Source organism: Plantactinospora sp. GCM10030261 (genome assembly GCF_042666615.1).
Taxonomy (GTDB): domain Bacteria; phylum Actinomycetota; class Actinomycetes; order Mycobacteriales; family Micromonosporaceae; genus KBS50.
On record NZ_JBHTDD010000038.1, the window covers coordinates 16,452 to 38,366 of the forward strand.

A 21,915-nucleotide genomic window follows, 5' to 3' on the forward strand; every position below is an offset into this window, starting at 1 on the left:
TGGTCAGCCGGCGGTGGGACTGCCAGCGAGCTGGGTCACGACGGAATCGACGGTGTCGTCGGCAAGGGCCGCCAGCCGCTTGTCGTCCAGCGTGGACACCGGGTGCCGGACCACCACGAAATGCTGGCCCGGGAAGCCCATCCGCCGACAGACGGCTGCCGCCAGTCCCTGGAACGGCTCACTGACCACCGCCACGGCGGGAACCCCTAGCGACTCCATCGCCAACGCGTCCTCCACGCTGCCCGAGCTGCACGCGCCGCAGTCACCGAGCCCGGTGAGGACCAGGTCGTAGGCGGCGGCGAGCCCGGCCGCCTCGTCGTCACTGAGCGGAACAGCGGTCGACGCCTTCGACACGAGCACCACCTCGGCCAGGTCCAGCCGCTGAGCCAGGGCATCGCCCAGCAACCGCAACAGTTCCTTGGCCCTCGGTTTTCCGTTGTCCACCAGCACCAGCCGCCCACCACCGACGGGAACGACGCGGCGCGACGCGACCGGCCGCGAGCCGGCCACCGGCCGATCCGGCACGGGACAGTGCACGACGATGTCGGTCATCTGCGAGCCTCCTGGCGCGGCCGGTGGGTGTGCCGGTGGGCGATGGAGCAACCGTCCGGTCCACACTCCGGCAACTCCTCCCCCGGCGGTCTGACCCGGCGGGTCACGATGTGCGCCCGCTGGTGCTTCGTACCCCAGCAGGGAATGACCGCCGACCAGCCCGGACCGGCGCCACCAGCGGTGACCACCAGAACGTCGTCGACCGTGGCCAGCGACGGCAGCTTGCCGTCCGGTCCCGGGGTCATGTCGTGCAGGCCCCCGGTCTCGATCAGCACGCCCCAACGGGTGATGTCGTCCTGCGTCACACGGCTGGCCTCATACAGGAACACCTGCACGTCGCGACGACTCCAGCCGGCGCCGATCACCGCGTCAGCATGCTCCGGGCCCAGCACGACATACGCCTGGAAGCCCTTGCCCACCGGGAAGTGCCACGGACCCGCGAGCGCTGAGGCGATGGTCCGCAGGATCGCTTCGGGGTCGTCGGTGAGGTGGTTCGCCACCTGCCGCGGCGACTCTCCGGGCAGGACCGTGACCGTGGTGTCCTCCCCGGTATAACCGAGGTCGACCCGGATCGGGTCCCAGCCGCGCGGCGGATCCTCCGCGAAACAGAACGACAACCGGCCCGGGTGCCCGAACGAGGACAGGTCGGTCTCCCCCGGCCGGCTACCCAGAACGTTGATACAGAGCAGCCGCAGCGCCCGTCCGATTGTCAGGTTGGCCCGGTTGCCGGGACCGAACGCGTTGCCCCGGGCGTTCATCCCCGCGGTCTGCGCCATCGGGCCGCTGACGAGCACGACAATGGCCGCGCCTCCGGTGCTGGTGAGCACGGCGGCAAGGTTGAACCGGGGGTCCAGCATCGCCGACACGGCGGCGACCACGAGCGGATAGTGCACCGGTCGGCAACCGGCCATCACGGCGGCGACGGCCGCGTCCTCGGCGGTCACGTCGACCTGCCGTACGGCGATCCCACCGAGCACGTCCGAGGGGTCGTAGCCGGAGTCGCCGATCATCTCGGTCACCCGCTCGGGGGTCGGAAGCGTGACAGGAAGACCATCGGTCCAGCCCTCGCCGAAGAAGTGCTCCAGAGCGCTCGTCTCATCCAGCGTGATCAGTTTCGGCATGGAACCCCCTGCCTGGGATGGCCTGGACCGCCTATCCGCGCAGGTCACGCGCTTCTGGCGGCTCCGGCACCAGAGTCCTCTATACTCGATAGAGTGTCAAGTACGAGATCGCCATCCCCGAACGACACGCGGATGCTCGACGACCGCGGCCGGCCACTTCCCTGATCCTGGGTGTCCACCTGCTCTTGGACGAGAGTGACAAGGTCGAACCCTGCCGAGGTCGGCGGCGTGCTCGACGCTCCTCGGTCCGAGGCGTGGGCCGATGCGTCCCTGCCTCCCATCACCGACCTGAACGACCTGGACCTGTGGCTGGCGGCCCGGCTCGTCGGCGAGGTGCAGCACTTCGTGGTCATGGCCGTCGACGAGGCGGCCCGCGATCGGTGTCGTCGCACCGTCGTGGGTGATCGGGACTCCGGCCACGGTGCACAAGCTGAACGAGACCGAGCACGTTCATCCTGCCGGTGCCGATGTCCCGCTGTCGACCACATCGATGCCGGACTCCGTGAGGACCGCTGGCGCTGAACCTCGATCCGGTGATGCATCGAACCGCAGCTACCCTCGGTCGCGTGCAGGATCCAGGCGAGCGTCCGATCTATCGCATTGAGCGCCTTGACACAGGCGTGCTGCGGCTATATCGAGGCGATCTACGGCGTCGCGCCGGAGGCTCCCCTGCCACCCGACGCCGAACCCACGCCGACGCCTATCACCTCCTATGAGTTCGCCCGGCGGTGGATCACAGTGCGCGACGAACTGGGAGCCAACCAGCGATCGACCTGATCGCCGCACTGCTCGGCCAGGGTTGACCAACACCTGGTCCTCAGTCGTTGGTATGGGTCACGAGCGGCCTGGGAGCGGGAGCCCGCCGCCGGCTCAGTGGGCAGGTCGGGCTCGTGATCGAGCCTGTGCGACCGAGAAGCCGCCGTCAACTACGACAAGCTGCTCGACAACCATGATCACCCAACGCGTTGGCTGTTGGCGGGTGACGGTAGCCGCCGCTCGATCTCCCCTCGGTGGACGGGGATCGCAACGGTCGCCAGGTCTCGGACGACCGCGTCCAGCAGTCGCATGACGCGAGGCTGCTGAGTGGCGACGAGGCGGATGTCGTCGATGATCGTAGCTAGGAGGGTGTCGTACGAGATGCCGCTCATCCGGACGCGGACCGTGCCGTCCTCATCGCGGACGGCGTGGGTGGGGTCGGGGCGGGTCGCGAGTCGGCGGAGGAGGTCGTGCGCCTCCTGCACGGCCCGTACGGCGGTGGTGAGGTCGTTGACGGCCGGGGACAGCGCGCGTTCGGCGATGTCGGCCAGTTGCCGGAAGCCGAAGCCGAGGTCCTGCCCGGGGACGCGTTCCACGCCGATGGTCACGGACTGCTCGGCTGCCTCTGCCGGGAGCGGGCGAGGTGTACCACCGGCCGTTCGGTGTACAAGCAGCAGCGGTGCTCCGGCGACGACGAAGTCGCCCGGTATGGGGATCACGGTGATGGCGCAGTCGTGCTCGCGGGCCAGGCGCCCGAGCATGGTGAGATCGACATGGCTGATCATGCCGGGCTGCGTGGCCGACAGGGTCTGTGCCACGCCGCCGGGCACCGCCGGCGGCTCGCCGGGTGGAGGGAGACGGGCGATCGACCGTCGGGTCTGCGCGCCGATGGAGCCGATGATGTGGGACACCCGCATGACTGTGGTGATGTGGTGCAGATAGTAGATAAAGGTGGCGCTGCTGGCCAGGACGAGGGCTATCGACACGGCGAGGGACAGCTCCGGCAGCCGCTGCTCCTCCCGCGCCGGCAGCGCGGCGAGCACCACCATCGCGAACAGGAACGTGGCGACGAACGTACCGAGGGTCGCCTGGATGATGCGGTCCTGCAGGAAGGTCCGCAGGACCCGTGGGGAGTACTGGCTGCTGGCCAGTTGCAGGGCCACGACCGTGATGGAGAAGACCAGTGCGGTGAAGGAGATCATCGCCGTGATGATCGAGGACAGCAGGGACCGGGCGCCGGCGGGTCCGCTCGGCACGATCCCCCCGAACGGCAGATCCAGTTGCAGTTCCAGTGCCGACAGCCCGATCGCCACCGCCACCGCGCCGATCGAGAAGATCGCCGGCACCAACCAGAAGCTCTCCCGTATCTCGGCCAGCCGTGCGGACACGCTGCGAGGGCGGCTCATCCCGCGTCCTCGTCAACGGCCATCGGCCCGAGCGGCGGCAACCGCCTTCGTTGCCTGGGGTGGGTGGATGGTGATGTCCTGCGTCAATGACGCCACCCGGATGCCGCTCTCGGTGAAGCGGTCCAACACCCGCCGGGTTACCTGGTCCTTGACCTGCCGGGCGGCGCGCACCGGCACCACAAACCGGGCGGACAGCTCGACCCAGTTGGGGGTGGCCCGGACGAAGACCCGGGGGTCCACCTCCGCGTCGGCGACCGGGTAGCGGTGGCGCATCTGCTCGATGGCGCGCCGTGCCTCGACCGTCGACGAGATGCTCTCCGCCTCCTCGCACAGGATCCGCTCCGCCAGGTGCCAGTCCGCCTCGTAAGGGACCGGCAGGCTCAGCTCTTCCCACAGGTGGTCCAGCACAGTGCTGCTGTTGAACACCGGCGCGGTGAACACGAAGCGGTTCGACAGGGAGACCACCCGCCCGGTGTACTGGCGGCCGCGGATCCAGGATTCCGGATCGGAGGAGGAGCCGCTTTCGAGGACGCGGGTGCGCAGTGGGGTGATGTCCAGGACGTCACCGCGTACCCCGCACATCTGGATCCGGTCACCGACGCGGAACTGCCGACCGGTCAGGATGCTGATCCACCCGGCGAGCGCACCGAGGACCTCCTGCAGAGCCAGCGCGAGACCGGCTGCGAGCAGTCCGACGACCACACCGATCCGACCGGCGAACGGGCGCCACAGCAGGGCCAACGCGAACAGCAAGGCCACCACGGTCAGGTAGTGCACCGCCTTGCGCAGGTAGTAGCGGTTGGTGGTGTCCTTCACCCGCAAGGTGGCTAGGCGGCCGGCGAGCATCGCGATGGCGACGGCCAGCACAGCTAACACGAGACTGGTCACGAGGCGACCGCTCACGCTGCTCGTGTCCCAGAGGGCCTCCAGGAACCGCTCCATGCTGCTTGCCCATCGTCCTCGCCGGGTGGCCGGCCGATGCGGGGCCGTCATCTCCACGATAGGCAGGCTGCGACGGCGGAGTCTCGGAAACGCCGGGTTGTGGTGACGGCGGGATGGCACGAACCGGATTCGGCAGGCCGACCTCGGGCATAGCGTTGATCCACCAGTTACGGCAAGACGGGGTGAAACTGGCAAATCGGGCGCCTAGCCGCCGGTCCGGATGATCCGCTGCCGTTGGGTGAGCCGATGCTGATGTGGTCGCTCAGCCGGGAAGCGTGCGCACCCGCAGAAACGAGGTGGCATCGCACGACGGGCCTTCCCGGGCGGCGAGTCGGTCCCTGGTGTGGTCGACCGGTCGACCGGCCGGTAGCCGGCGGCCGGGCGCCGGCACCGGGAGGCCCGACTACCGCTGCTCGTCGCGTACGTCGGTGAGGCTGTTGCAGAGTCGGCTGGGACTTGAGCAGCCGCTGCGACGGCGGCCATCGGACCGCGAGCACGGCGACGAGGTACTGCAGTCCCACCAGCAGGGCCAGCGCGAGGGCCCCCTCGGCCAGGGAGACGTCCCGGGACAGCAGGATCGTCGCAAGGGTCGAACCCAACGCCACCGTGACCACGAGGTCGAACGCGTTGAGCTTGGACAGCGTCCGCTTGCCGGAAACCCGCAGGATCACCACGAGTGCCGGGTAGACCAGCACCGCGACGACGAGCAGACGTAGCAGGTCCCCGGGATTCTTCAGCACCATTCCCGGGACCTACCCAGGTGGTCCGGCTGGTACCGCTCGACTTGCCGCACCGGGCCTCGGGCCGCACCGGAGCGTGAACGGGCACCACCTGTCGTCGACACACCCTGGTGACGAGCCGGCTTCCAGCACGAGGCCGGACGCCACGATTCGGCACGGGCCTGACGGGTAGTCGCGGGCGTGACGATTCGGCCACCGAAACGGGGCAGCCCGGCGCCGCTGGTGGTACTGGCCCGCCGGGTCGGGCGCCTGCTGACCGGGACCCGTGGTCGGACCAGCCGGGCGGCCCGGTTGCGGCAACGTCAGTTGGAGATCATCATGCTGATCGCGGCGCAGGCCGGTCTGGCGGCGGCGCTGTCCTGGTGGCTGGCGTTCAACGTGTTGGGCAACCCGAACCCGGTCTTCGCACCGACAGCCGCGGTGGGCACGATCGCCGCGGCGATCGGCCAGCGCACCCGCCGCACCGTGGAACTGCTGGTCGGGGTGGGTCTGGGCATCGTCATCGGCGACGGGCTGGTCCTGATCATCGGCACCGGCCCGTGGCAGACGGGCGTCATCGTCGCCCTGGCCATCGGGGTGGCCCTCGGGCTCGCCGGTCGGGGCGGCACCGTGGTAAGCCAGGTGGGCGGTACGGCGGTGCTGATCGCCACGCTCTCCTCCAGTCAGCAGAACCTGGAACTGCCCAGGATCGTAGACGCGGTGACCGGGAGCCTGGTCGGTCTGCTGGTGGTGGCGTTGCTGCTGCCGCTGCACCCCATGCGCGTCATGCGCCGGGCGGCATCGCCGGTCTTCGACGCGCTCGCTGTCCACCTCGGTGAGACGGAGGCGGCACTGCGGACGAGGGATGCGGATCGTGCCGTGCGGGCGATGGACGGCCTGCGCGCCATGAGACCGGACGTGGAGCGACTCCGCGATGCGCTCAGCGGCGCCGAGGAGGTGGTGACGGTCGCGCCGGCGCGGTGGCACTGGCGGCAGCACTACCAGCGGTACGCCCACGGCGTCACGCACCTGACCCGCGTCGTCGCCGACAGCCAGGACCTCGCGCGACAGTCGGCGACGACGGTGGAGTACGGGGAGAGGATTCCAGATCACCTCCCCGACGCCGTGGCGGCGCTCGCGGACTCCGTACGGCAGTTGCAGCGGGAGGTGCGGACCGACGCCGGCCACGACGGGACCCGACGGCACGCCCTACGGGCGGCCGACGAGGCCGGTAGGGCCGTCGGTGCCGGATTGCAGAACTTCGCCGCCTCCGTCGCCACCCAGGTTCGAGTGACCGCCAGTGACCTGGTGCGGGCCACCGGCTGCTCGGTGAACGAGGCGAATCAACAGGTACGGCAGATAGCGCGACAGGGTGAACGGAAGGGCGGGTCCGCCCAACCTGAGGAATAAGCCCCATCGGTCTGGTCCCACTGCGGCAATAGGCGGCGCGTGGCAGGTCCACGCGGTAACTGTGGGCTGCGACGTCCGACCCGGTCAACGCCAGGATCGTGAGAGCATGCGGTTCATGACCCGGACCGGCCAGCGCACCACACCGAGGGCGCGCACCGCGGATGATCGCCGTCATGATGCCGGTGGCGCGTGACCCGCCGCGCACCGGCGTGGCAGCGGCGGAGCAACCGGCTGCGGCATCCCGCGCAGGTGATCGCTGTCGGCTTCGGTACGGCGGTGACAGTAGGCACCGGTCTGCTGTCGCTGCCCGTAGCCACCCGCTCCGGCGAGCGGACCGGCCTGGTGGATGCCCTGTTCACCGCGACCTCCGCAGTCTGTGTGACCGGGCTGGTCACCGTCGACACCGGCAGCCACTGGTCCGGTTTCGGACAGGCGGTGATCTTGCTGCTCATCCAGGCCGGTGGGCTGGGGATCATGACCCTGGCGACGCTGTTCACCATCCTGCTGTCCCGCCGGCTCGGCCTGCGCGCCCGGTTCCTGGCCCAGGCCGAGACGAAGAGTCTCGACCTCACCGACGTCCGCGCGGTGGTCCGCCGGATCGTGCTGTTCAGCCTGGCCAGCGAAGCCGTCGTCGCGGTGGTGCTGACCGCCCGGTTCGCCACCGCCTACGACGAACCATTCGGCGAGGCGGTGTACGACGGGGTGTTCCACGCGGTGTCGGCGTTCAACAACGCCGGCTTCTCCACAAACGCCGACAGCCTCGTCGGCTACGTCACCGATCCCTGGATCTGCCTGACCATCGCAGCCGCGGTCATCCTCGGCGGGCTGGGCTTCCCCGTCGTGTTCGAACTGCTCAGGTGCTGGCGTCGCCCGGCGCTGTGGTCGGTGCTGACCCGCATCACCCTGGCCCTGACCGGCGCGTTGCTCGTACTCGGCACCGCCGTACTCACCCTCGCCGAGTTCTCCAACCCGCGCACCCTCGGCCCGCTCGGCGGCTGGGAGAAGCTGCTGGCCGGGTTCTTCGCCTCCACCATGACCCGCACCGCCGGATTCAACAGCGTCGACATCGGCGGGATGCGACCGGAGAGCCTGCTCGCCAGCGACGTGCTGATGTTCATCGGCGGCGGCAGCGCCGGCACCGCCGGCGGCATCAAGGTCACCACCTTCGGGCTGCTCGCCTTCGTGCTCTGGTCCGAGATGCGCGGCGAGACCCACGTCAACGTCGGCCGGCGGCGCATCCCGGCCAGCAACCAGCGCCAGGCCCTCGCCGTCGCCCTGCTCGGTGTCGGTGCCGTGGTCACCGCCACCTTCGCGCTGCTGGCCATCACCCCGCACCGGCTCGACGTCGTGCTGTTCGAGGCGGTGTCCGCGTTCGCCACCGTCGGCCTGTCCACCGGCATCACCGCGGCCCTGCCACCAGGGGCCGACCTGCTCCTGGTGGTGCTGATGTTCGCCGGCCGCGTCGGTCCACTGACCCTGGCATCCGCGCTGGCGCTGCGTGACCGCAACCGCCGCTTCGAACTACCCGAGGAAAGGACGATCGTTGGCTGAGACACGCACGGAACCCGTCGTCGTCATCGGGCTGGGCCGGTTCGGCACCGCCCTGGCCCTGGAACTCGTGAACCGGGGCACCGAGGTCCTCGGCCTAGACCACCGTCCGAAGGCTGTCCAGGCCCTCTCCGGACAGTTGCCGCACGTCATCACCGCCGACTCCACCGACATCGAAGCACTCCGGCAACTCGGCGTCGCCGACTTCCACCGCGCCGTGGTGGCCATCGGCACCGACATCCAGGCCAGCATCCTCACCACCAGCCTGCTGTCCGAACTCGGTATCCCCGACATCTGGGCCAAAGCCGTCAGCGGCCAACACGGCAACATCCTCAGCCGCGTCGGCGCCCACCACGTCGTCGCGCCCGAGCACGACATGGGCGAACGCGTCGCCCACCTGCTCTCCGGACGCATCCTGGACTACGTCGAGGTCGACGCCGACTTCGCCGTCATCAAGACCACCCCACCCCGCGACATCGTCGGCACACCGCTACGCGAGTCCCGCGTCCGCAGCAGATGGGGAGTGACCGTCGTGGCCGTCAAACCCCAGGCAGCCCTACCGGGCGGTAAACCCCCCACCTTCACCTACGCCACCCCCGACACCGTCCTCGCCTACGGCGACCTCATCCTCGTCGTCGGCACCATCGACCACGTCGAACGCTTCGCCACCGCCGACTAGTAGTACTTTGTCATATTTTTGTATAGGTCGTGGGCTGGGGGTTCGGTGGGTCGTTAGCTCCGGTGTGGATGTTCGCGAGGTGGAGCGGAAGGTATGACCTCTTCCGGTCCGCCGGAAGTGGCACCATGGTGACGGCGTGACGGCAGACCGCCGACGGTCTCTCAGGATTCGGACGTGGGCGCGGCGACGGGTTGGACACGAACCCTGCGCATCACATCGGCGGGCGTGTCCGAGCGGCCCCACCGATCCCTTATGACAGATGTCATCGCTGATCGACGACATCGTCATCTGCCCCGGTGCGTGGATGCCTTGCGAGGCTGATCGGCAGCTGCGGCGAATCGTTCGCAGGGAAACTCCGAGGCGGGGCGCGTCCTCGCGTGCCGAAGCACTGTACTGAGCGGTGGCTGTCACCGCGCACACTATGAAAGGCCACTCGAATGTTCGAAGGCACCGTTACCTCTGCCGACGGCACTACCATCGCCTACACGGCGTGGGGTGCCGGCGACCCGATCGTCATCATCGACGGCGCGACCGCCTATCGCGCCACGAACCCTTTGAACCAGGAGACGGCGGAACTGCTCGCCGACGAGTTCTTGGTCATCAACTACGACCGGCGTGGTCGTGGCGAGAGCAGCGACACCGCGCCCTACGTCGTCGAGCGCGAGTTCGAGGACCTTGAGGCGATCATCGAGCAGGCCGGCCAGGGGCGTCCGGCAACCGTGTTCGGCTGGTCCTCTGGCGGCAATCTCGCGCTCAACGCCGCCCATGACGGAGTGCCGATCACGCGTCTCGCGTTGTTCGAGCCGAACGCGGCCGTCGGCGACGCCCGCCCCCCGCTACCCGACGACTATGTCGAGCGCCTCGACGCAGCCATCGCCGACGGCCGCCCGGGTGATGCGGTCGCCCTGTTCATGACCGCCGCGGTCATGATGCCCGAAGAGGCAGTCGCCGGGATGCGCGAGGAGGACTTCTGGGCAGGACTCGAGGCCATCGCCCCCACCATCGCCTACGACGCCCGTCAGGTCGGCGACACCCTCTCCGGCAAGCCGCTGCGCCCCGAGCTGTGGAAGCGCATCGACATCCCGGTCCTGGTGATGCATGGCAACGATACCTGGCCAGCCCTGGCCGCAGGATCCCGTGCCATCGCCGCGCACCTGCCCACCTCGACCCTCGTGCCGGTTCCCGGCGAGCAGCACTCGACCACCGCCGACGTGCTGGCCGCCGCGCTGCGCGCATTCATCAAGGAGAACTGACATGGGGAAGATTGTTCTCACCGAGTTCATCTCCATCGACGGCGTCGTAGAAGCACCCGGCGGAGAAGACTTCAAGTACCCGAACTGGACCTTCGAGTTCGACCGCGGCGACGGCGAACGGTACAAAGAGACCGAAGCGCTTCAGGCCACGGCGCTCCTCCTGGGACGCAAGACCTACGAGGGCTTCGCCGCGGCCTGGCCCCAGTTCGAGGGCGAGCTTGCCGACAAGTACAACACCATGCCCAAGTACGTCGTCTCCCGTACCCTCACCGACCCCACGTGGGCAGGCACGACCGTGCTCAGCGGCGACCTGGCACAGGACGTGACCCGACTCAAGCAGGAGGTCGACGGTGAGATCTCCGTGGCCGGAAGCATCCAACTCGCCCAGAGCCTCCTCGCCCTCGACCTCATCGATGAGATCCACCTCATGACCTCACCGCTCATCCTCGGCCACGGCCGCCGACTCTGGGCAGAGACGCCGGACAAGACCGGATGGACGCTCAGCGAAGCGACGGTGTACGGAGACAGCACCCTGCTCACCAACTACCTACGCCGCACCGCGTCAACCTGATTCCTGCACCAGGAGGCCGTCAACACCGGCGACGGCATCGGCCCGGAGCAGTGGTTGCCTGGAGTCGGCAACGGCAGACGCCCCGGGCGCCTTCCCGGCGACCACGTGGCTGCCAACAGTGAGCAACCGGGGGCGGATTCCACGCGGAATCCGCCCCCAGCGCGGCGGGCTGATTGAGCTTCGTCGGCATTCGTTCTCCACCTCTCGATTCCGTCGTTCCCGCAACATCGCATGACGAGATGCGGCTGATCAAACCTCTGACGGCGGGACACCGGAATCACACAGCGCAGACACGCCACCCCGGCCGACGCCTGCTCAGACGCCGCGGTGAAGCCCAACAGTTGCCGATGCGACATCGCCTCCTGCTGTGCTGTCCAACAGTCGGAGCTCTCGTCGAATCGAAAGGACAATCGCATGCGATTGAGAACTGTTCCTGCCGCACTCGCGCTCGCAGCGGCTGCGGCCACCGGAGCCGTCATGCCGGGCACCGCGGCATCTGCGGGCACCACGGCCAGCTGTCCCGACAACAACTGGCGCACGTGGGGGGCCAAGGGCTATCACTTCGCCGTCGCCGGGGCGAACATTCGCACCGGCCCCAGCACCAGCTGCACGTCGCTCGGCCTCGGCTACCCCTCCCATGTGGTTCGGCTGGACTGCCAGAAGGCGGGCTGGACGCACGTCCACAACGAGACCACCGGCACTTTGGGCTGGGTACGCAACGACATGCTCGCCAGTCTGCCGCCCATCACCTGCTAGGCCACTGCGTTTGGCAGCGCTGACGGCCGGGGACCCCGGCCTTCGGCGCGGGGTACGTGTTCCACTGTGGACTCCTCACCAGTACGCGCTCCCGGCGGCCCATCCCCCCAGCGCCAGATAGACGGCCCCGGCGATCAGATCCAGCCAACGCGCCGAGTATCCGGACTTGCTGGAGAGTCTGCTCAGATGAAGCCGGGCGCCGGCCAGTACGTAGCCGAGATCCATGGCGAGAGCCACGACGAAGAACCCGGCACCCAGCATGATCAGATGTAGCCGGGTCGCCGCAACGCTCAGGTCCGGCGGCACGAACTGCGGTAGGAACGCCACGAAGAACAGCGTGACCTTCGGGTTGAGCAGGTTCACCAGCATGCCGTGGCGAAACGCCCGAAACAGCCGGGGCGGCGGTCGGTCGACGTTACTCGCCGTGCCCTGCCGCAGGCGCGACAACGCCTGCACGCCGAGATAGAGCAGATAACCGGCGCCGAGCAGGCGTACCGCTGTGGACGCGGCCGGTGACGCCGTGATCAGACTAGCGCCGCCGAGGACCGCCACCGCTATGTGCACGAGGGTGGCCGTCTCCACGCCCAGTGCCGACAGGAGCCCGGCTCGCCCACCGTGCTCAGCGGCCTGCGTGGTGATCAACAGCATGTTCGGCCCGGGCAGGGCCACCAGTATCACCGTCGCCGCGATGAAGGAAACCCAGCCGGTGACCGTCACGCCCTCTCCCCCGGTGCACGACCCTCGCGCGCCAGGGCGAACACGGTGTCGAGCAGTCCGAGCGGTGGTGCGCCCAACTCGAGCACCGCTCGGTGGAACCGTCGCAGCGAGAAGGCGGCACCCCACCGGCGTCGTGCCTGTTCGCGCAGGTCGAGCAGGACAAGTCGACCCCAGGCGTAGGAGATCGTCGTGGGGTCGCGCATGACTCGCTGCGCGGCCACGACAGCCGCCTGATCGCCAAGGTACGCATCGGTGGCGAACCGATGTGTCGCGTCGGTGAGCGTCATCGCACCGGTGTGCAGGCCGATCACACACGCGAGTCGGGTCAGGCGCAGCAATGCGTCACGGGCCACCGCGACCTCGTACGCCGGATCATCGGCGCGGAAGCCTTCTTCGAGTGCCAGTTGTTCAGCGTAGTGGCCCCAACCCTCGGTGAATCCGTCGGACACCAGGGTGCGGCGTACCACGGTCGCGGCGCGGCGACGCGCCCTGCCGTGCGCGAAATGGCCTGGACTCACCTCGTGGATGGCGATGTTGGCCAACCCTGCCCGGTGATACTGGCTGAGCCACTGCTGTTGCCGCGGGACCGACCATGCGGGATCGGGAGGGCTGACCCGAAACCAGGACGGCCCGTCGGGCTCCTCCGGTGCGGCGCCCGACATCGTCGCCACCTGCCACCGCATCGTCAGCGGAGTCTCGCCGACCAGACATTCACCGTCGTCGTACGGCACGAGGTCACGCTCGGCCGTCCAGCGGCGGACCTCATCGACCAGCTCGGTGGCCAGGGGAACGACCCCGCCGGCGTCGGGGTGATCGTCCAGTAGTGCCTCCATCGTCTTGTGCACCGGTGCGTGGGCATCGACCCGCAGGCAGGCATCGACAAGCCGGTCAGTCCAGTACTCGATGTCGGCGTCGGCGCGGGCCGCGAGCGCGGTCAGGTTCACCGGCAGCGCCTCGGCCGCCCCCAGCAACCGGCCGAGCGCGGTGTCGCCCATCGGGGTCAGCGGGCCGGTCGCTTCTTGTAGGTGCGCCACCAGCCGGTCGAGAGCCGACCGGGCGGCCCGGTCCTCGTCGGCGTACGCGTACAGGCCCCGCGCAGCACCGAGCGCGGACGTCGCGACCTCGCCGGGTAGACGATCCAGGGCCTCGATCGCCGCGTCCACCGCGTCCGGCCAGGCCCGCACGTGCGCGCGTCGGGCGGCGGCCCGGTCGTCGGCGGCCGCGTAGGGCCGGTCATAGCAGCTGGGGTCGAGGTTGGCGATATGGATGTCGGGATCGCTGCGATGGAGCTGCAACTCGCCGAATCGGACGCGCAGGGCGTCCTCCGCCGCGGCGAGCTGTGCGGCGTCGTGCCAGTCGCCAGTGGGATCGCCGCCGGGTCCGAGCGCGGCCAGACCGCGCCGCACCCCGTCCGGTGACAGATCCTGCACGACACCGTCGTACTCGTGCCGTCCCGCCTCGTCGCGGGCCCGGGCCATGGTGAGCGCGCAGATCGCGCGCAGCCGTACGTCGTCGTTCATGCCGCTAGTCTTGGCTGGCCGGCAGCCGCGGACCCGAGCCATTGGAGGGGAAATTGGACCGAGTTTGGGACGCCGCCGGACTTCTCGACATACTGGGTGACTGGAGTGCCCGTCCCGGCCCGCTGTACCGGCGGCTCGCGGCGGCGATCGGGGCAGCCGTCGACACCGGGGAGCTTGCGGGTCGCGATCGGTTGCCGTCGGAACGTGACCTGGCGAGGTCGCTCGCCGTCAGCCGAGCCACCGTCGTCGCCGCCTATGACGAACTGAGCGACAGCAGGACCCTGCTCAGGCGGCAGGGTAGCGGCACAACCGTGCGGCCGGGCACAGCCCGGGCCCGCACCGGTCGGGTACGCGGTGGTACGGCGACACCGATCGTCCAACGACTCGTCGACGGCCCCAGCGAGATCATCTCGCTGGCGCGGGCCGCCGAACCGGGGCTACCCGCCGTCGCCGCCGCAATGCGCGACGTCGTGGCGGCCGACCTGCCGCATCTCCTCGATGACGCCGGGTACCACCCGCGAGGGTTGCCCGCGCTCCGCCAACTTCTCGCAGACCGTTACACGAAGGCCGGCGTGACGACGAGCGCGGACCAGATCGTGGTGACCACGGGCGCCACCCAGGCGATCAGTCTGGTCGGCCAGCTGTTGTTGTCGCGAGGCACCAGTGTCGTGGTGGAGGCGCCTGGTTGGCCTGGTTCGATGGACAGCTTCCTCGCCGCCGGGGCACGGGTCCTGCCGGTGCCGTTGGACGACGAGGGCATCCGCCTCGACATCCTGGCGGAGACCCTGGCGACACAACGACCGCAACTGCTCTACGTGATGCCGACCTACCACAATCCGACCGGCATCCTCATGGCGGCTCCGCGCCGCAGACAGGTCGCCGATATCGCCGGCCGACACGGCGTGCCCATCCTCGAGGACAGCACCGATCTGCGCACCGATCCGGCACCGATCGCCGCTCACGGCACAGACGTCTTCACCGTCGGCACGCTGTCGAAAGCGGTGTGGGGCGGACTGCGGGTCGGCTGGATCCGTACGTCCCTGGGCAACGCGGCGCGAATTGCCCGGCTCAAGGCGTTGGCTGACCTCGGTAGCCCCGTGCTCGACCAAGCCGTCGCCGCGCGGCTGCTGCCACAACTGGATCGGCTCGTCGCGCGACAGGCAGCCCTTGCGGACGAGCGACGACAGCGGCTGAGCGCGGCGCTCACCGCTCGTCTTCCTGAGTGGCGGTGGCGTGCGCCGACGGGTGGGACGGGGCTGTGGGTGGAACTGCCGGGTGTCGACGCGCGGGCGTTCGCCCAGGTGGCCCTTCGGCATGGGGTCGAGGTCGTCCCCGGTTCGTCAGCCGACATCACCGGAGCGCACGACCGGTTCGTGCGGGTGCCCTACACGTTCACCACCGACGTCCTCGACGCTCTCGTCGACCGGCTCGTGGCTGCCTGGGCCGAGGTGCACGGTATGCCGGGTGGCGCTGGCCGAGAATCGACCTCGTGACCCGCGCTCCCACCCGGTCAGGCCGGCAGCCGGTTGTCTCTCGGCAGATGCTTACCTCTGCCGAGCGGGAAGTGATCAGCTTCGCGGAGCGGCTGTTCGTGTGCGTACCGTGCCAGAACAACGCTGGGTGACGATGACCTGCCTGCGCGCGTGGTGCGGTTGGTCGCAGGCCGGTCAGGAATCGAGAAGCGGGCTCGCGCACGGGCGACCTAGCGTGAGCCGCATGGACATCACGATTGAGAACACCTCGCCCCATACCGACCCGGAGGCACCCTTTGCCTTCTACCGCGACGTGCTCGCCTTCGAGGTGTGCCATGCGCTGCGCGACCTGGCGGGCGATCTGGTGCGGATGAGAGGAGAAGTGAGGTGACCACCACTATCACAAGCGTCGTCCTCCAGGTCGAGGACGTCGACGCAGGGAGCGCGTTCTACACGGCCTTGGGACTTTCTGATCGAGTCCAGCTAACCGGTGGGAGCTCGCCCACCAGCGGGTTCCGTGGATACACCCTGTCGCTCGTCACGGCCGGCACGGCACAGGTTGACGCCTACGTCCGCGCGGCCACGGAGGCAGGTGCCGATCTCGTCAAGGAGCCCTCGAAGAGCCTGTGGGGCTACGGCGGCACCTTCTGTGCGCCCGACGGAGCGGTGTGGACCGTCGCCTCCTCCTCAAAGAAGGATCGAGGACAGGCAGAGTTGAGCTACGACGATCTGGTGCTGCTTCTCGGTGTGAAGGACGTCAAGGAGGCCAAGCGCTTCTACGCGGAGCAGGGGCTGCGGGTGGCGAAGGGATTCGGAGGCAAGTACGTCGAGTTCGAGACCGCCGGCATCAAGGTCGCTCTGCAACCCCGGCATGCGGTGGCCAAGAACGCCGGCGTCAGCGACGACGGCTCCGGATCGCACCGACTCACTGTGATCGGTGACGCAGGCTCCTTCACCGATCCCGACGGGTTCTCGTGGGAGGAGCGATCGGTCGGCGCCCAGGGCTGAAGGCTGAGAGGCCGTGGGGCGCCATTACCGCGGCATCGCGACAGTGATCCGCACCTCGGTGGTCAGGGACAGGCCGCCGTCGACGGCGCGGGCGTGTTCCAGTGCCCGCGCCGCGGCGGCGGTCGCCGCCGGGAGACGGTCGGTCGGAATGTGCCGTAACAACGCCCGTCCGCCGTGCGACCACATCCACTCCAGCCAGTGGTCCACGTCGCGAAAGCGGCTCACCACCCGGTGCTCACCGATCGCGGTGACGTCGAGGCCGGCAGCCGTCATGGTCGACCTGATCGCCGGCTCGTCGGCGAACGGGTCCGACGCCGGCGCGGGGCGGGGCTGATCCGCTGGCAGGTGCGCGGCCAGGGCATTCATCGCGGCAATGAAGGCCGGGTCCTGCGCGCCGAGGGTGCTCACCGCCAACCTGCCTGCCGGCCGTAGCAGCCGCCCGTACGCCCGCAGGGCCTGTTCCGGCGCCGGTAGCAGGAAGACGACCATCCCGGCCAGCACAACGTCGAAGGTCGCCGGCGGGAAGCCGGGCTGCTGGGCGTCGCCGACCCGAACGTCGACATGGGTCAGTCCGATCCGCGCGGCGTCCTCGGCCGTCAGTGTCACCATCGTCGGCGCGAGGTCGATGCCGGTGACGTGGCCCGTCGGTCCGGTGGCCGTCGCGGCCGGAAAGAGAACAGCACCTCGTCCGCAGCCGACGTCCAGGATCCGGTCACCCGGCCGGATGCTGGCGCGGCGGACCAGTTCCGCGCCCAACGGCTCGAAGAAGGACACGCCGGTGCGGTCGTAGCTGGAAGCGGCTGCCTCGAACACCTCGGCTGTCGAGTTCGTCCGCGCGCTGCTGGTCATCGATGCTCTTCTCCTTGCGATCGTGCCGCTAGCAACGGCCGCCGCCGATCCTGTCGGATCACCGGTCCCACCTTCCTGCGAGGCTCCACCCTCGTACCTTCGATCATCAACACTCCGTTGGCCGACGGAAAGCCATCATGACGTGGTCTCCCTGCCGGTGGAGCACCATCGCGGCGGCGAAGCCGGCTCGCCAGCCGGCATCCCGGTGCCAGTCGACCGGCGCGGTGAACTCCGCGCAGGCGAGGCCGGCCAGGGCGGTTGCCCGCTCGCGCAGCAGCGGCGCCATCGCCGGCTCGCCGCCAAGCCCGGACCACCAGTCCGTCCAGGGATCAGTTCCGCCGCCTGCCGGCTGTGCCGGCACCACGGGTGAAGCGTCCCGCATCGCATCGCCGACGAGCAGCAGTCCACCCGGGCGCAACAGTTGCCGGGCCTCGGCGTACCAGCCGCGCACCCGGTCCGCCGTCAGATAGTGCATGGTCATCAGCGCCAGCACCACGTCGTACGGGCCGCCGGCAGCCGCCAGCCACCGCTCGGTGGCGATGTCGGCCCGGACGGTACGCACCTGCGGCAACGCGGTGTCGCTTAAGGCCAGCAGGGCCGGGTCGACATCCAGCACGGTGACGCCGGCCTCGGGCCACCGCCGCAGCATCGCCTCGGCGGTGGTGCCCGGACCGCCACCAACGTCAAGTACCCGCTCTGGTAGCCGGCCGTGAACCTCCTCGACCGCGGCGAGACCGGCGGCGAGAATCTCGTCCCGGCCCGGTTGGTAGTGCCGCATCACCGTCTCCCAGTCCCGCCGCCACCGGGCCACCTGCGCGGGAGTGAGCGTCATCGACACGATCAATCACCCCCGCCCGCGCCCGTCCCGGCTGGCCCGAACATGGTTGAGCAGGCTGGAGCCCTCGAACTCATGATCCGTGCCCAGCGGCGTTGGTGACGGAACAACCGTCGACGCCGGCGAGCCGCACCGTGCGATCGGCGAGGGTGGCGTCGGCGTCGTCGTGGCTGGCGAAGACCACCGCCGCGCCGGCACGGACCCGTTCGGCGAGCAGGTCGTGGACGTGTCGCCGGCTCGTCGCGTCGAGTGCGACGGTGGGTTCGTCCAGCACGTAGATGTCGGCGACCTGGACAAGAGCCTGGGCGATGAGGGTGCGCTGGCGCTGCCCGCCGGACAGCTCACGCAGCCGTCGCCGGGCCAGGCGGGCGAGGTCGAGCCGCTCCATGATCGCGCTCACGGCGGCGCGGTCGTCGCGGTTCAGGCGTCGGCGTGGCCTGAACCGGCCGATCTGCACGCACTCGGCCACGGTCAGCGGAAGCGCGTCGATGCCGCTGGTGCGCTGCGGGAGCAGCGCCAGTCGGCAGCCGTCCCGGCGCCGGACACTGCCCTCGGCCGGTTGCTCGACACCGGCGAGCAGGTGCAGCAGCGTGCTCTTGCCGGAGCCGTTCGCACCGGTCACGGCGACCGTGGTGGCGGCTTGCACGCGCAGGTTGACGCCCCGCAGGACCGGGACTCCGGCGTACCGGAAGGCCACCTGCTCGGCGGTCAGGACCTCGGCGCTCAACACACTCCCCCAACTGATATTGGTTTTCAGTTGCATTATAGTCGACCTGGTGATGGAGTCACTCCTCGAACCGTTCACCGTGTCCTTCGTCGTCCGCTCACTGATCGGCGGCGTCCTGCTGGCCGCGGTGTGTGCCCTGGTCGGCGTGTGGGTGATCGCCCGCGGGATGACCTTCCTCGGCGAGGCGATGAGCCACGGCATGCTGCCCGGTGTCGCCATCGCGTCGATTGTCGGCGGCAACCTCGTCGTCGGAGCCGCCGCGAGCGCGTTCGCCATGGCGGTCGGCGTCAACGCCCTGCGGCACAGCCGCGAGTTCGGGCGCGACACCAGCATCGGGCTGCTGTTCGTGGGGATGCTTTCGGTCGGGGTGATCGTCGTCTCGCACTCGCGGTCCTTCGCGACCGACCTGACCGCGTTCCTGTTCGGCGACGTACTGGCCATCCGGTGGCCCGACCTGCTGCTGCTCGCCGCCGCGGTCGCCGTGGTCGCGGTGGCCTCCGCCGTCTGCTACCGACCGTTCCTGGCGCTCACCTTCGATCCGCGCAAGGCCCAAACCCTCGGCCTGCGCCCCGAGATCGCCAACGCCGTCATGCTGGCCCTGCTCACCATCACGATGGCGGTCGCCTTCAGCGTCGTCGGCACGCTGCTCGCCTTCGGGATGCTGATCGCGCCCTCGGCGGCGGCGATGCTCGTCGCCCGCCGGCTCCCGGCGGTGATGCTCACCAGCTTCGGCATCGGCTCGGCCGCGACCGTGATCGGCCTCTGGGTCTCCTGGTACGCGGCGACCGCCGCCGGCGCCACCATCGCGGCCGTCGCCGTCCTGCTGTTCTTCGGCCTCCTCGGCGTGTCCCGGGTCGCGACCGCGGTGCGACGCCATCGGTCGCCGGCCCGCACGCCCACCTCCAACCCGGTACCGGAAGGAAGTTTGTGATCATCGGCAACACCAGAAGGCTCCTCGGCGTGGCCGCCCTGGGCCTCACGCTCGCGGTCTCCGCGTGCGGTTCGACGAAACAACAACCACAGGACGTCGAGGAGACGCCACACGGCTACGTGGAAGGCGCCGAGGAACTGGCCGAGCCGCAGTCGGCCATCGCGTACGCGGCCCGCGGCGCCCAACGGTTACGCCTGCTCGACCTGGGCACCGGATCGGAGAAGGAGGTCGGGCTGTCGGTCGACGCCGAGCGACTCACCGAGGACGGCCGTTTCGTCTACGTCGACGACGGCGACCGCACCGTCGAGATCGTCGACGCCGGGGTGTGGACGGTCGACCACACCGACCACGTCCACTACTACCGGGCGCCGTCCCGGTCGGTCGGCACGCTGACGCTCGACGCACCGGTCCGGACGATCGCCGGCTTCGAGGCCCACACCACGGTCGGTACCCTCGACGGCACGGTGACGGTCCTCGACCGACGCAAACTCGAGGCCGGCACGCTCACCGAACTGGCCACGATCGACTCGAACAGCTCCACGCCGCTGGCCGTGCCGTACGCCGAACAGCTCCTCGTGGCCGTGGGCGACGATCCGCAGCGGCCGGCCGACCGGATCGTCGCCATGGACGCGAAGGGCCAGCCGACCGGCACTCTCGACGTGCCCTGCGCTCACCCCCGCGGGTGGGCCGTCCTGCGGGGCGGCGCCGCCATCGCGTGTGCGGACAGCCTCGTCCGGATCAAGCAGGAGGGCGACAAACTCACCGCCACGATGCTGGCCTCCCCGCGTACCCCGGTGTCACCGGACGGGTTCGGCTATCGCCCGCGCAGCAACGAGGCCGCGATGGCGGACCGCACCGGCATCTGGTCGGTGAACGCCGCCAAGGCCACCCTGCGGTACGTGCCGGCCACCGGCCGCGAACTGGTGGCGGCCGCGTCACCGGCGGACGGCAGCACGGTGCTCGCCCTCGACGCCTCCGGCACGCTGATCAGCTACCACCTCGGCACCGGCAAGGTCCTCGCCGAGAAGCCGCTGCGCGCCGCCGGCCTGACGCTGGACGCTGACCGCGCCTACCTGTCCGATCCGGAAGGCCAGGCCATTCACGAGATCGACTACCGCGACGGGCTGCGCACCGCCCGCACGCTGAGGGTCGCCGAGCGACCGGACCTCACCGTGGAGGTCGGCAGATGAGGACACGGAAGCTCCTCGCGACGCTCGTCGTCGGCGCCCTGCTGACCGGCGGTACGGCCTGCACCCCGGTCGACGAGTCACGCATCGTGGTCACCACGAACATCCTGGGCGATGTCGTCACCGAGATCGTCGGCGACGAGGCCGAGGTCAGTGTGCTGATGAAGCCGAACGCCGATCCGCACTCGTTCGGCATCTCGGCCCGGGAGGCGCACGCCATGCAGACGGCCGACCTGGTCGTCTACAACGGACTGGGACTCGAAGAGGGCGTCCTGCGTCACGTCGAGGCGGCGAAGGCCGAGAAGGTCCCGACCGTCGAGGTGGGGGCCGGAATCGACCCGATGGAGTACCAGGACGGCGACGCGGCCGGTCTGCCGGATCCGCACTTCTGGACGGATCCCACCCGAATGGTCACCGCGGTACGGCTGCTCGCCGACGAGATCCTCGAGCACGTCGACGGGGTGGACGGCCGCGCGGTGCGCGAGCGCGCGGACGCGTACGCGAAGAGGGTCGGTGAGCTGGAGGCGGACCTCGCGCGGCGGTTCGCCGCCATCCCGGCCGAACGTCGGGTCCTGGTCACCAACCACCACGTGTTCGGCTATCTCGCCGACCGCTACGACCTCCGGGTCGTCGGCGCGATCATCCCGAGCGGCACGACGCTGGCATCGCCGAGTTCGTCCGATCTCGCCTCTCTGGTCACCGCCATCCGCACCCACCGGGTGCCGGCGATCTTCGTCGACACCTCGCAGCCGGCCAAGCTGGCCGAGGTGCTCGTCTCCGAGGCCGGCATCAGGGTCGAGGTGACCGCCCTGTACTCGGAGTCGCTGAGCGAAGCCGACGGTGGGGCCCCCAGCTACCTGGAGATGATGCGCTTCAACACCGAAGCGATCATCGATGGCCTCGCCGGGTGAGGCACCCCGCTATCGGCCGGGCAGGCCCTCCGTGTAAGGTAAATG

Annotated in this window: 23 protein-coding genes; 13 read left to right on the forward strand and 10 right to left on the reverse strand. The window is 69.5% G+C overall.

Annotated elements, in window-relative coordinates; genetic code table 11:
- Positions 1 to 3: 3 nt before the first annotated feature.
- Positions 4 to 552 (reverse strand): UGSC family (seleno)protein, encoded by a 549-nt coding sequence (locus ACFQUZ_RS29445; protein WP_377448055.1) that lies wholly within the window; start codon positions 550 to 552, stop codon positions 4 to 6.
- The gene (locus ACFQUZ_RS29450; protein ID WP_377448057.1) at positions 549 to 1,673 is read right to left on the reverse strand and encodes a hypothetical protein; all 1,125 of its coding nucleotides are present in this window, start codon (positions 1,671 to 1,673) and stop codon (positions 549 to 551) included. The genes ACFQUZ_RS29445 and ACFQUZ_RS29450 overlap by 4 nt, the downstream gene beginning before the upstream one ends.
- A gap of 600 nt (positions 1,674 to 2,273) precedes the next feature.
- Here ACFQUZ_RS29450 and ACFQUZ_RS29455 point away from each other — a divergent pair.
- Positions 2,274 to 2,450: a hypothetical protein gene (locus ACFQUZ_RS29455; protein WP_377448059.1), complete on the forward strand. Its 177-nt coding sequence runs from the start codon at positions 2,274 to 2,276 to the stop codon at positions 2,448 to 2,450.
- A gap of 176 nt (positions 2,451 to 2,626) precedes the next feature.
- Here ACFQUZ_RS29455 and ACFQUZ_RS29460 read toward each other — a convergent pair whose 3' ends face one another.
- The 3 genes from ACFQUZ_RS29460 to ACFQUZ_RS29470 all read right to left on the reverse strand — a co-directional run bounded on the left by ACFQUZ_RS29460 (position 2,627) and on the right by ACFQUZ_RS29470 (position 5,520).
- Positions 2,627 to 3,835, reverse strand: coding sequence for a DUF2254 domain-containing protein (locus ACFQUZ_RS29460; RefSeq protein WP_377448061.1), 1,209 nt, complete (start codon positions 3,833 to 3,835; stop codon positions 2,627 to 2,629).
- Between the two features lie 12 nt (positions 3,836 to 3,847).
- Positions 3,848 to 4,828, reverse strand: a complete 981-nt coding sequence (locus ACFQUZ_RS29465) for a mechanosensitive ion channel domain-containing protein (RefSeq protein WP_377448132.1) — start codon at positions 4,826 to 4,828, stop codon at positions 3,848 to 3,850.
- Positions 4,829 to 4,944: 116 nt separating this feature from the next.
- Positions 4,945 to 5,520, reverse strand: a complete 576-nt coding sequence (locus ACFQUZ_RS29470) for a hypothetical protein (protein ID WP_377448063.1) — start codon at positions 5,518 to 5,520, stop codon at positions 4,945 to 4,947.
- A 177-nt stretch (positions 5,521 to 5,697) separates the two neighbouring features.
- Here ACFQUZ_RS29470 and ACFQUZ_RS29475 point away from each other — a divergent pair, with 177 nt between their 5' ends.
- The 6 genes from ACFQUZ_RS29475 (at position 5,698) to ACFQUZ_RS29500 (ending at position 11,713) form a co-directional block, all read left to right on the forward strand.
- Entirely contained in the window at positions 5,698 to 6,906 is a 1,209-nt protein-coding gene (locus ACFQUZ_RS29475; protein ID WP_377448064.1) for an aromatic acid exporter family protein, read from the forward strand.
- 189 nt (positions 6,907 to 7,095) lie between these two features.
- Positions 7,096 to 8,457, forward strand: a complete 1,362-nt coding sequence (locus ACFQUZ_RS29480) for a TrkH family potassium uptake protein (RefSeq protein ID WP_377448066.1) — start codon at positions 7,096 to 7,098, stop codon at positions 8,455 to 8,457.
- Positions 8,450 to 9,133: a potassium channel family protein gene (locus tag ACFQUZ_RS29485; RefSeq protein ID WP_377448068.1), complete on the forward strand. Its 684-nt coding sequence runs from the start codon at positions 8,450 to 8,452 to the stop codon at positions 9,131 to 9,133. The genes ACFQUZ_RS29480 and ACFQUZ_RS29485 overlap by 8 nt, the downstream gene beginning before the upstream one ends.
- A gap of 437 nt (positions 9,134 to 9,570) precedes the next feature.
- Positions 9,571 to 10,386 (forward strand): alpha/beta fold hydrolase, encoded by an 816-nt coding sequence (locus ACFQUZ_RS29490; protein WP_377448070.1) that lies wholly within the window; start codon positions 9,571 to 9,573, stop codon positions 10,384 to 10,386.
- Position 10,387: 1 nt separating this feature from the next.
- Positions 10,388 to 10,957 carry a dihydrofolate reductase family protein gene (locus tag ACFQUZ_RS29495; RefSeq protein ID WP_377448072.1) on the forward strand — a complete coding sequence of 190 codons (570 nt, stop codon included), beginning with the start codon at positions 10,388 to 10,390 and terminating at the stop codon, positions 10,955 to 10,957.
- 414 nt (positions 10,958 to 11,371) lie between these two features.
- On the forward strand, positions 11,372 to 11,713 hold the full coding sequence (locus ACFQUZ_RS29500; RefSeq protein ID WP_377448074.1) for an SH3 domain-containing protein: 342 nt from the start codon (positions 11,372 to 11,374) through the stop codon (positions 11,711 to 11,713).
- 75 nt (positions 11,714 to 11,788) lie between these two features.
- Here ACFQUZ_RS29500 and ACFQUZ_RS29505 read toward each other — a convergent pair whose 3' ends face one another.
- Together ACFQUZ_RS29505 and ACFQUZ_RS29510 are read right to left on the reverse strand one after the other, a co-directional pair.
- Positions 11,789 to 12,430 carry a LysE family translocator gene (locus ACFQUZ_RS29505; protein WP_377448076.1) on the reverse strand — a complete coding sequence of 214 codons (642 nt, stop codon included), beginning with the start codon at positions 12,428 to 12,430 and terminating at the stop codon, positions 11,789 to 11,791.
- Complete coding sequence (locus ACFQUZ_RS29510; protein ID WP_377448078.1) at positions 12,427 to 13,950, reverse strand: DUF885 family protein; 1,524 nt, start codon at positions 13,948 to 13,950, stop codon at positions 12,427 to 12,429. The genes ACFQUZ_RS29505 and ACFQUZ_RS29510 overlap by 4 nt, the downstream gene beginning before the upstream one ends.
- Positions 13,951 to 14,003: 53 nt before the next feature.
- Between ACFQUZ_RS29510 and ACFQUZ_RS29515 the strand changes: the two genes are divergently transcribed.
- The 3 genes from ACFQUZ_RS29515 (at position 14,004) to ACFQUZ_RS29525 (ending at position 16,430) form a co-directional block, all read left to right on the forward strand.
- The gene (locus ACFQUZ_RS29515; RefSeq protein ID WP_377448080.1) at positions 14,004 to 15,443 is read left to right on the forward strand and encodes a PLP-dependent aminotransferase family protein; all 1,440 of its coding nucleotides are present in this window, start codon (positions 14,004 to 14,006) and stop codon (positions 15,441 to 15,443) included.
- Positions 15,444 to 15,666: 223 nt separating this feature from the next.
- The gene (locus tag ACFQUZ_RS29520) at positions 15,667 to 15,813 is read left to right on the forward strand and encodes a hypothetical protein (RefSeq protein WP_377448082.1); all 147 of its coding nucleotides are present in this window, start codon (positions 15,667 to 15,669) and stop codon (positions 15,811 to 15,813) included.
- On the forward strand, positions 15,810 to 16,430 hold the full coding sequence (locus tag ACFQUZ_RS29525) for a glyoxalase (RefSeq protein WP_377448084.1): 621 nt from the start codon (positions 15,810 to 15,812) through the stop codon (positions 16,428 to 16,430). Before ACFQUZ_RS29520 ends, ACFQUZ_RS29525 begins: the two co-directional genes overlap by 4 nt.
- A 24-nt stretch (positions 16,431 to 16,454) precedes the next feature.
- On the opposite strand, the gene ACFQUZ_RS29530 is transcribed toward ACFQUZ_RS29525, so the two are convergent.
- The 3 genes from ACFQUZ_RS29530 to aztA all read right to left on the reverse strand — a co-directional run bounded on the left by ACFQUZ_RS29530 (position 16,455) and on the right by aztA (position 18,844).
- A complete protein-coding gene (locus ACFQUZ_RS29530; protein ID WP_377448086.1) occupies positions 16,455 to 17,279 on the reverse strand; it encodes a class I SAM-dependent methyltransferase in 825 nt (274 codons plus the stop codon).
- 106 nt (positions 17,280 to 17,385) lie between these two features.
- Positions 17,386 to 18,111, reverse strand: coding sequence for a class I SAM-dependent methyltransferase (locus tag ACFQUZ_RS29535; RefSeq protein WP_377448134.1), 726 nt, complete (start codon positions 18,109 to 18,111; stop codon positions 17,386 to 17,388).
- 76 nt (positions 18,112 to 18,187) lie between these two features.
- Entirely contained in the window at positions 18,188 to 18,844 is a 657-nt protein-coding gene (gene aztA / locus ACFQUZ_RS29540; protein WP_377448136.1) for a zinc ABC transporter ATP-binding protein AztA, read from the reverse strand.
- 49 nt (positions 18,845 to 18,893) lie between these two features.
- Here aztA and aztB point away from each other — a divergent pair, with 49 nt between their 5' ends.
- The 3 genes from aztB to aztC are packed head-to-tail and all read left to right on the forward strand — an operon-like array spanning position 18,894 to position 21,870.
- The gene (aztB, locus tag ACFQUZ_RS29545; protein WP_377448137.1) at positions 18,894 to 19,772 is read left to right on the forward strand and encodes a zinc ABC transporter permease AztB; all 879 of its coding nucleotides are present in this window, start codon (positions 18,894 to 18,896) and stop codon (positions 19,770 to 19,772) included.
- Entirely contained in the window at positions 19,769 to 20,962 is a 1,194-nt protein-coding gene (locus tag ACFQUZ_RS29550) for a hypothetical protein (RefSeq protein WP_377448088.1), read from the forward strand. Before aztB ends, ACFQUZ_RS29550 begins: the two co-directional genes overlap by 4 nt.
- Positions 20,959 to 21,870, forward strand: coding sequence for a zinc ABC transporter substrate-binding protein AztC (gene aztC / locus ACFQUZ_RS29555; protein WP_377448090.1), 912 nt, complete (start codon positions 20,959 to 20,961; stop codon positions 21,868 to 21,870). Before ACFQUZ_RS29550 ends, aztC begins: the two co-directional genes overlap by 4 nt.
- Positions 21,871 to 21,915: the final 45 nt, after the last annotated feature.

Bases quoted from the DNA above. Each gene is read 5' to 3' on its own strand.
- ACFQUZ_RS29445 (WP_377448055.1), bottom strand. From the start codon at position 552: ATGACCGACATCGTCGTGCACTGTCCCGTGCCGGATCGGCCGGTGGCC.
- aztC (WP_377448090.1), top strand. From the start codon at position 20,959: ATGAGGACACGGAAGCTCCTCGCGACGCTCGTCGTCGGCGCCCTGCTG.
- ACFQUZ_RS29520 (WP_377448082.1), top strand. From the start codon at position 15,667: ATGGACATCACGATTGAGAACACCTCGCCCCATACCGACCCGGAGGCA.
- ACFQUZ_RS29535 (WP_377448134.1), bottom strand. From the start codon at position 18,111: ATGACGCTCACTCCCGCGCAGGTGGCCCGGTGGCGGCGGGACTGGGAG.
- ACFQUZ_RS29510 (WP_377448078.1), bottom strand. From the start codon at position 13,950: ATGAACGACGACGTACGGCTGCGCGCGATCTGCGCGCTCACCATGGCC.
- ACFQUZ_RS29450 (WP_377448057.1), bottom strand. From the start codon at position 1,673: ATGCCGAAACTGATCACGCTGGATGAGACGAGCGCTCTGGAGCACTTC.
- ACFQUZ_RS29490 (WP_377448070.1), top strand. From the start codon at position 9,571: ATGTTCGAAGGCACCGTTACCTCTGCCGACGGCACTACCATCGCCTAC.
- aztB (WP_377448137.1), top strand. From the start codon at position 18,894: ATGGAGTCACTCCTCGAACCGTTCACCGTGTCCTTCGTCGTCCGCTCA.
- ACFQUZ_RS29495 (WP_377448072.1), top strand. From the start codon at position 10,388: ATGGGGAAGATTGTTCTCACCGAGTTCATCTCCATCGACGGCGTCGTA.
- ACFQUZ_RS29465 (WP_377448132.1), bottom strand. From the start codon at position 4,828: ATGACGGCCCCGCATCGGCCGGCCACCCGGCGAGGACGATGGGCAAGC.
- ACFQUZ_RS29530 (WP_377448086.1), bottom strand. From the start codon at position 17,279: ATGACCAGCAGCGCGCGGACGAACTCGACAGCCGAGGTGTTCGAGGCA.
- ACFQUZ_RS29470 (WP_377448063.1), bottom strand. From the start codon at position 5,520: ATGGTGCTGAAGAATCCCGGGGACCTGCTACGTCTGCTCGTCGTCGCG.
- ACFQUZ_RS29500 (WP_377448074.1), top strand. From the start codon at position 11,372: ATGCGATTGAGAACTGTTCCTGCCGCACTCGCGCTCGCAGCGGCTGCG.
- ACFQUZ_RS29460 (WP_377448061.1), bottom strand. From the start codon at position 3,835: ATGAGCCGCCCTCGCAGCGTGTCCGCACGGCTGGCCGAGATACGGGAG.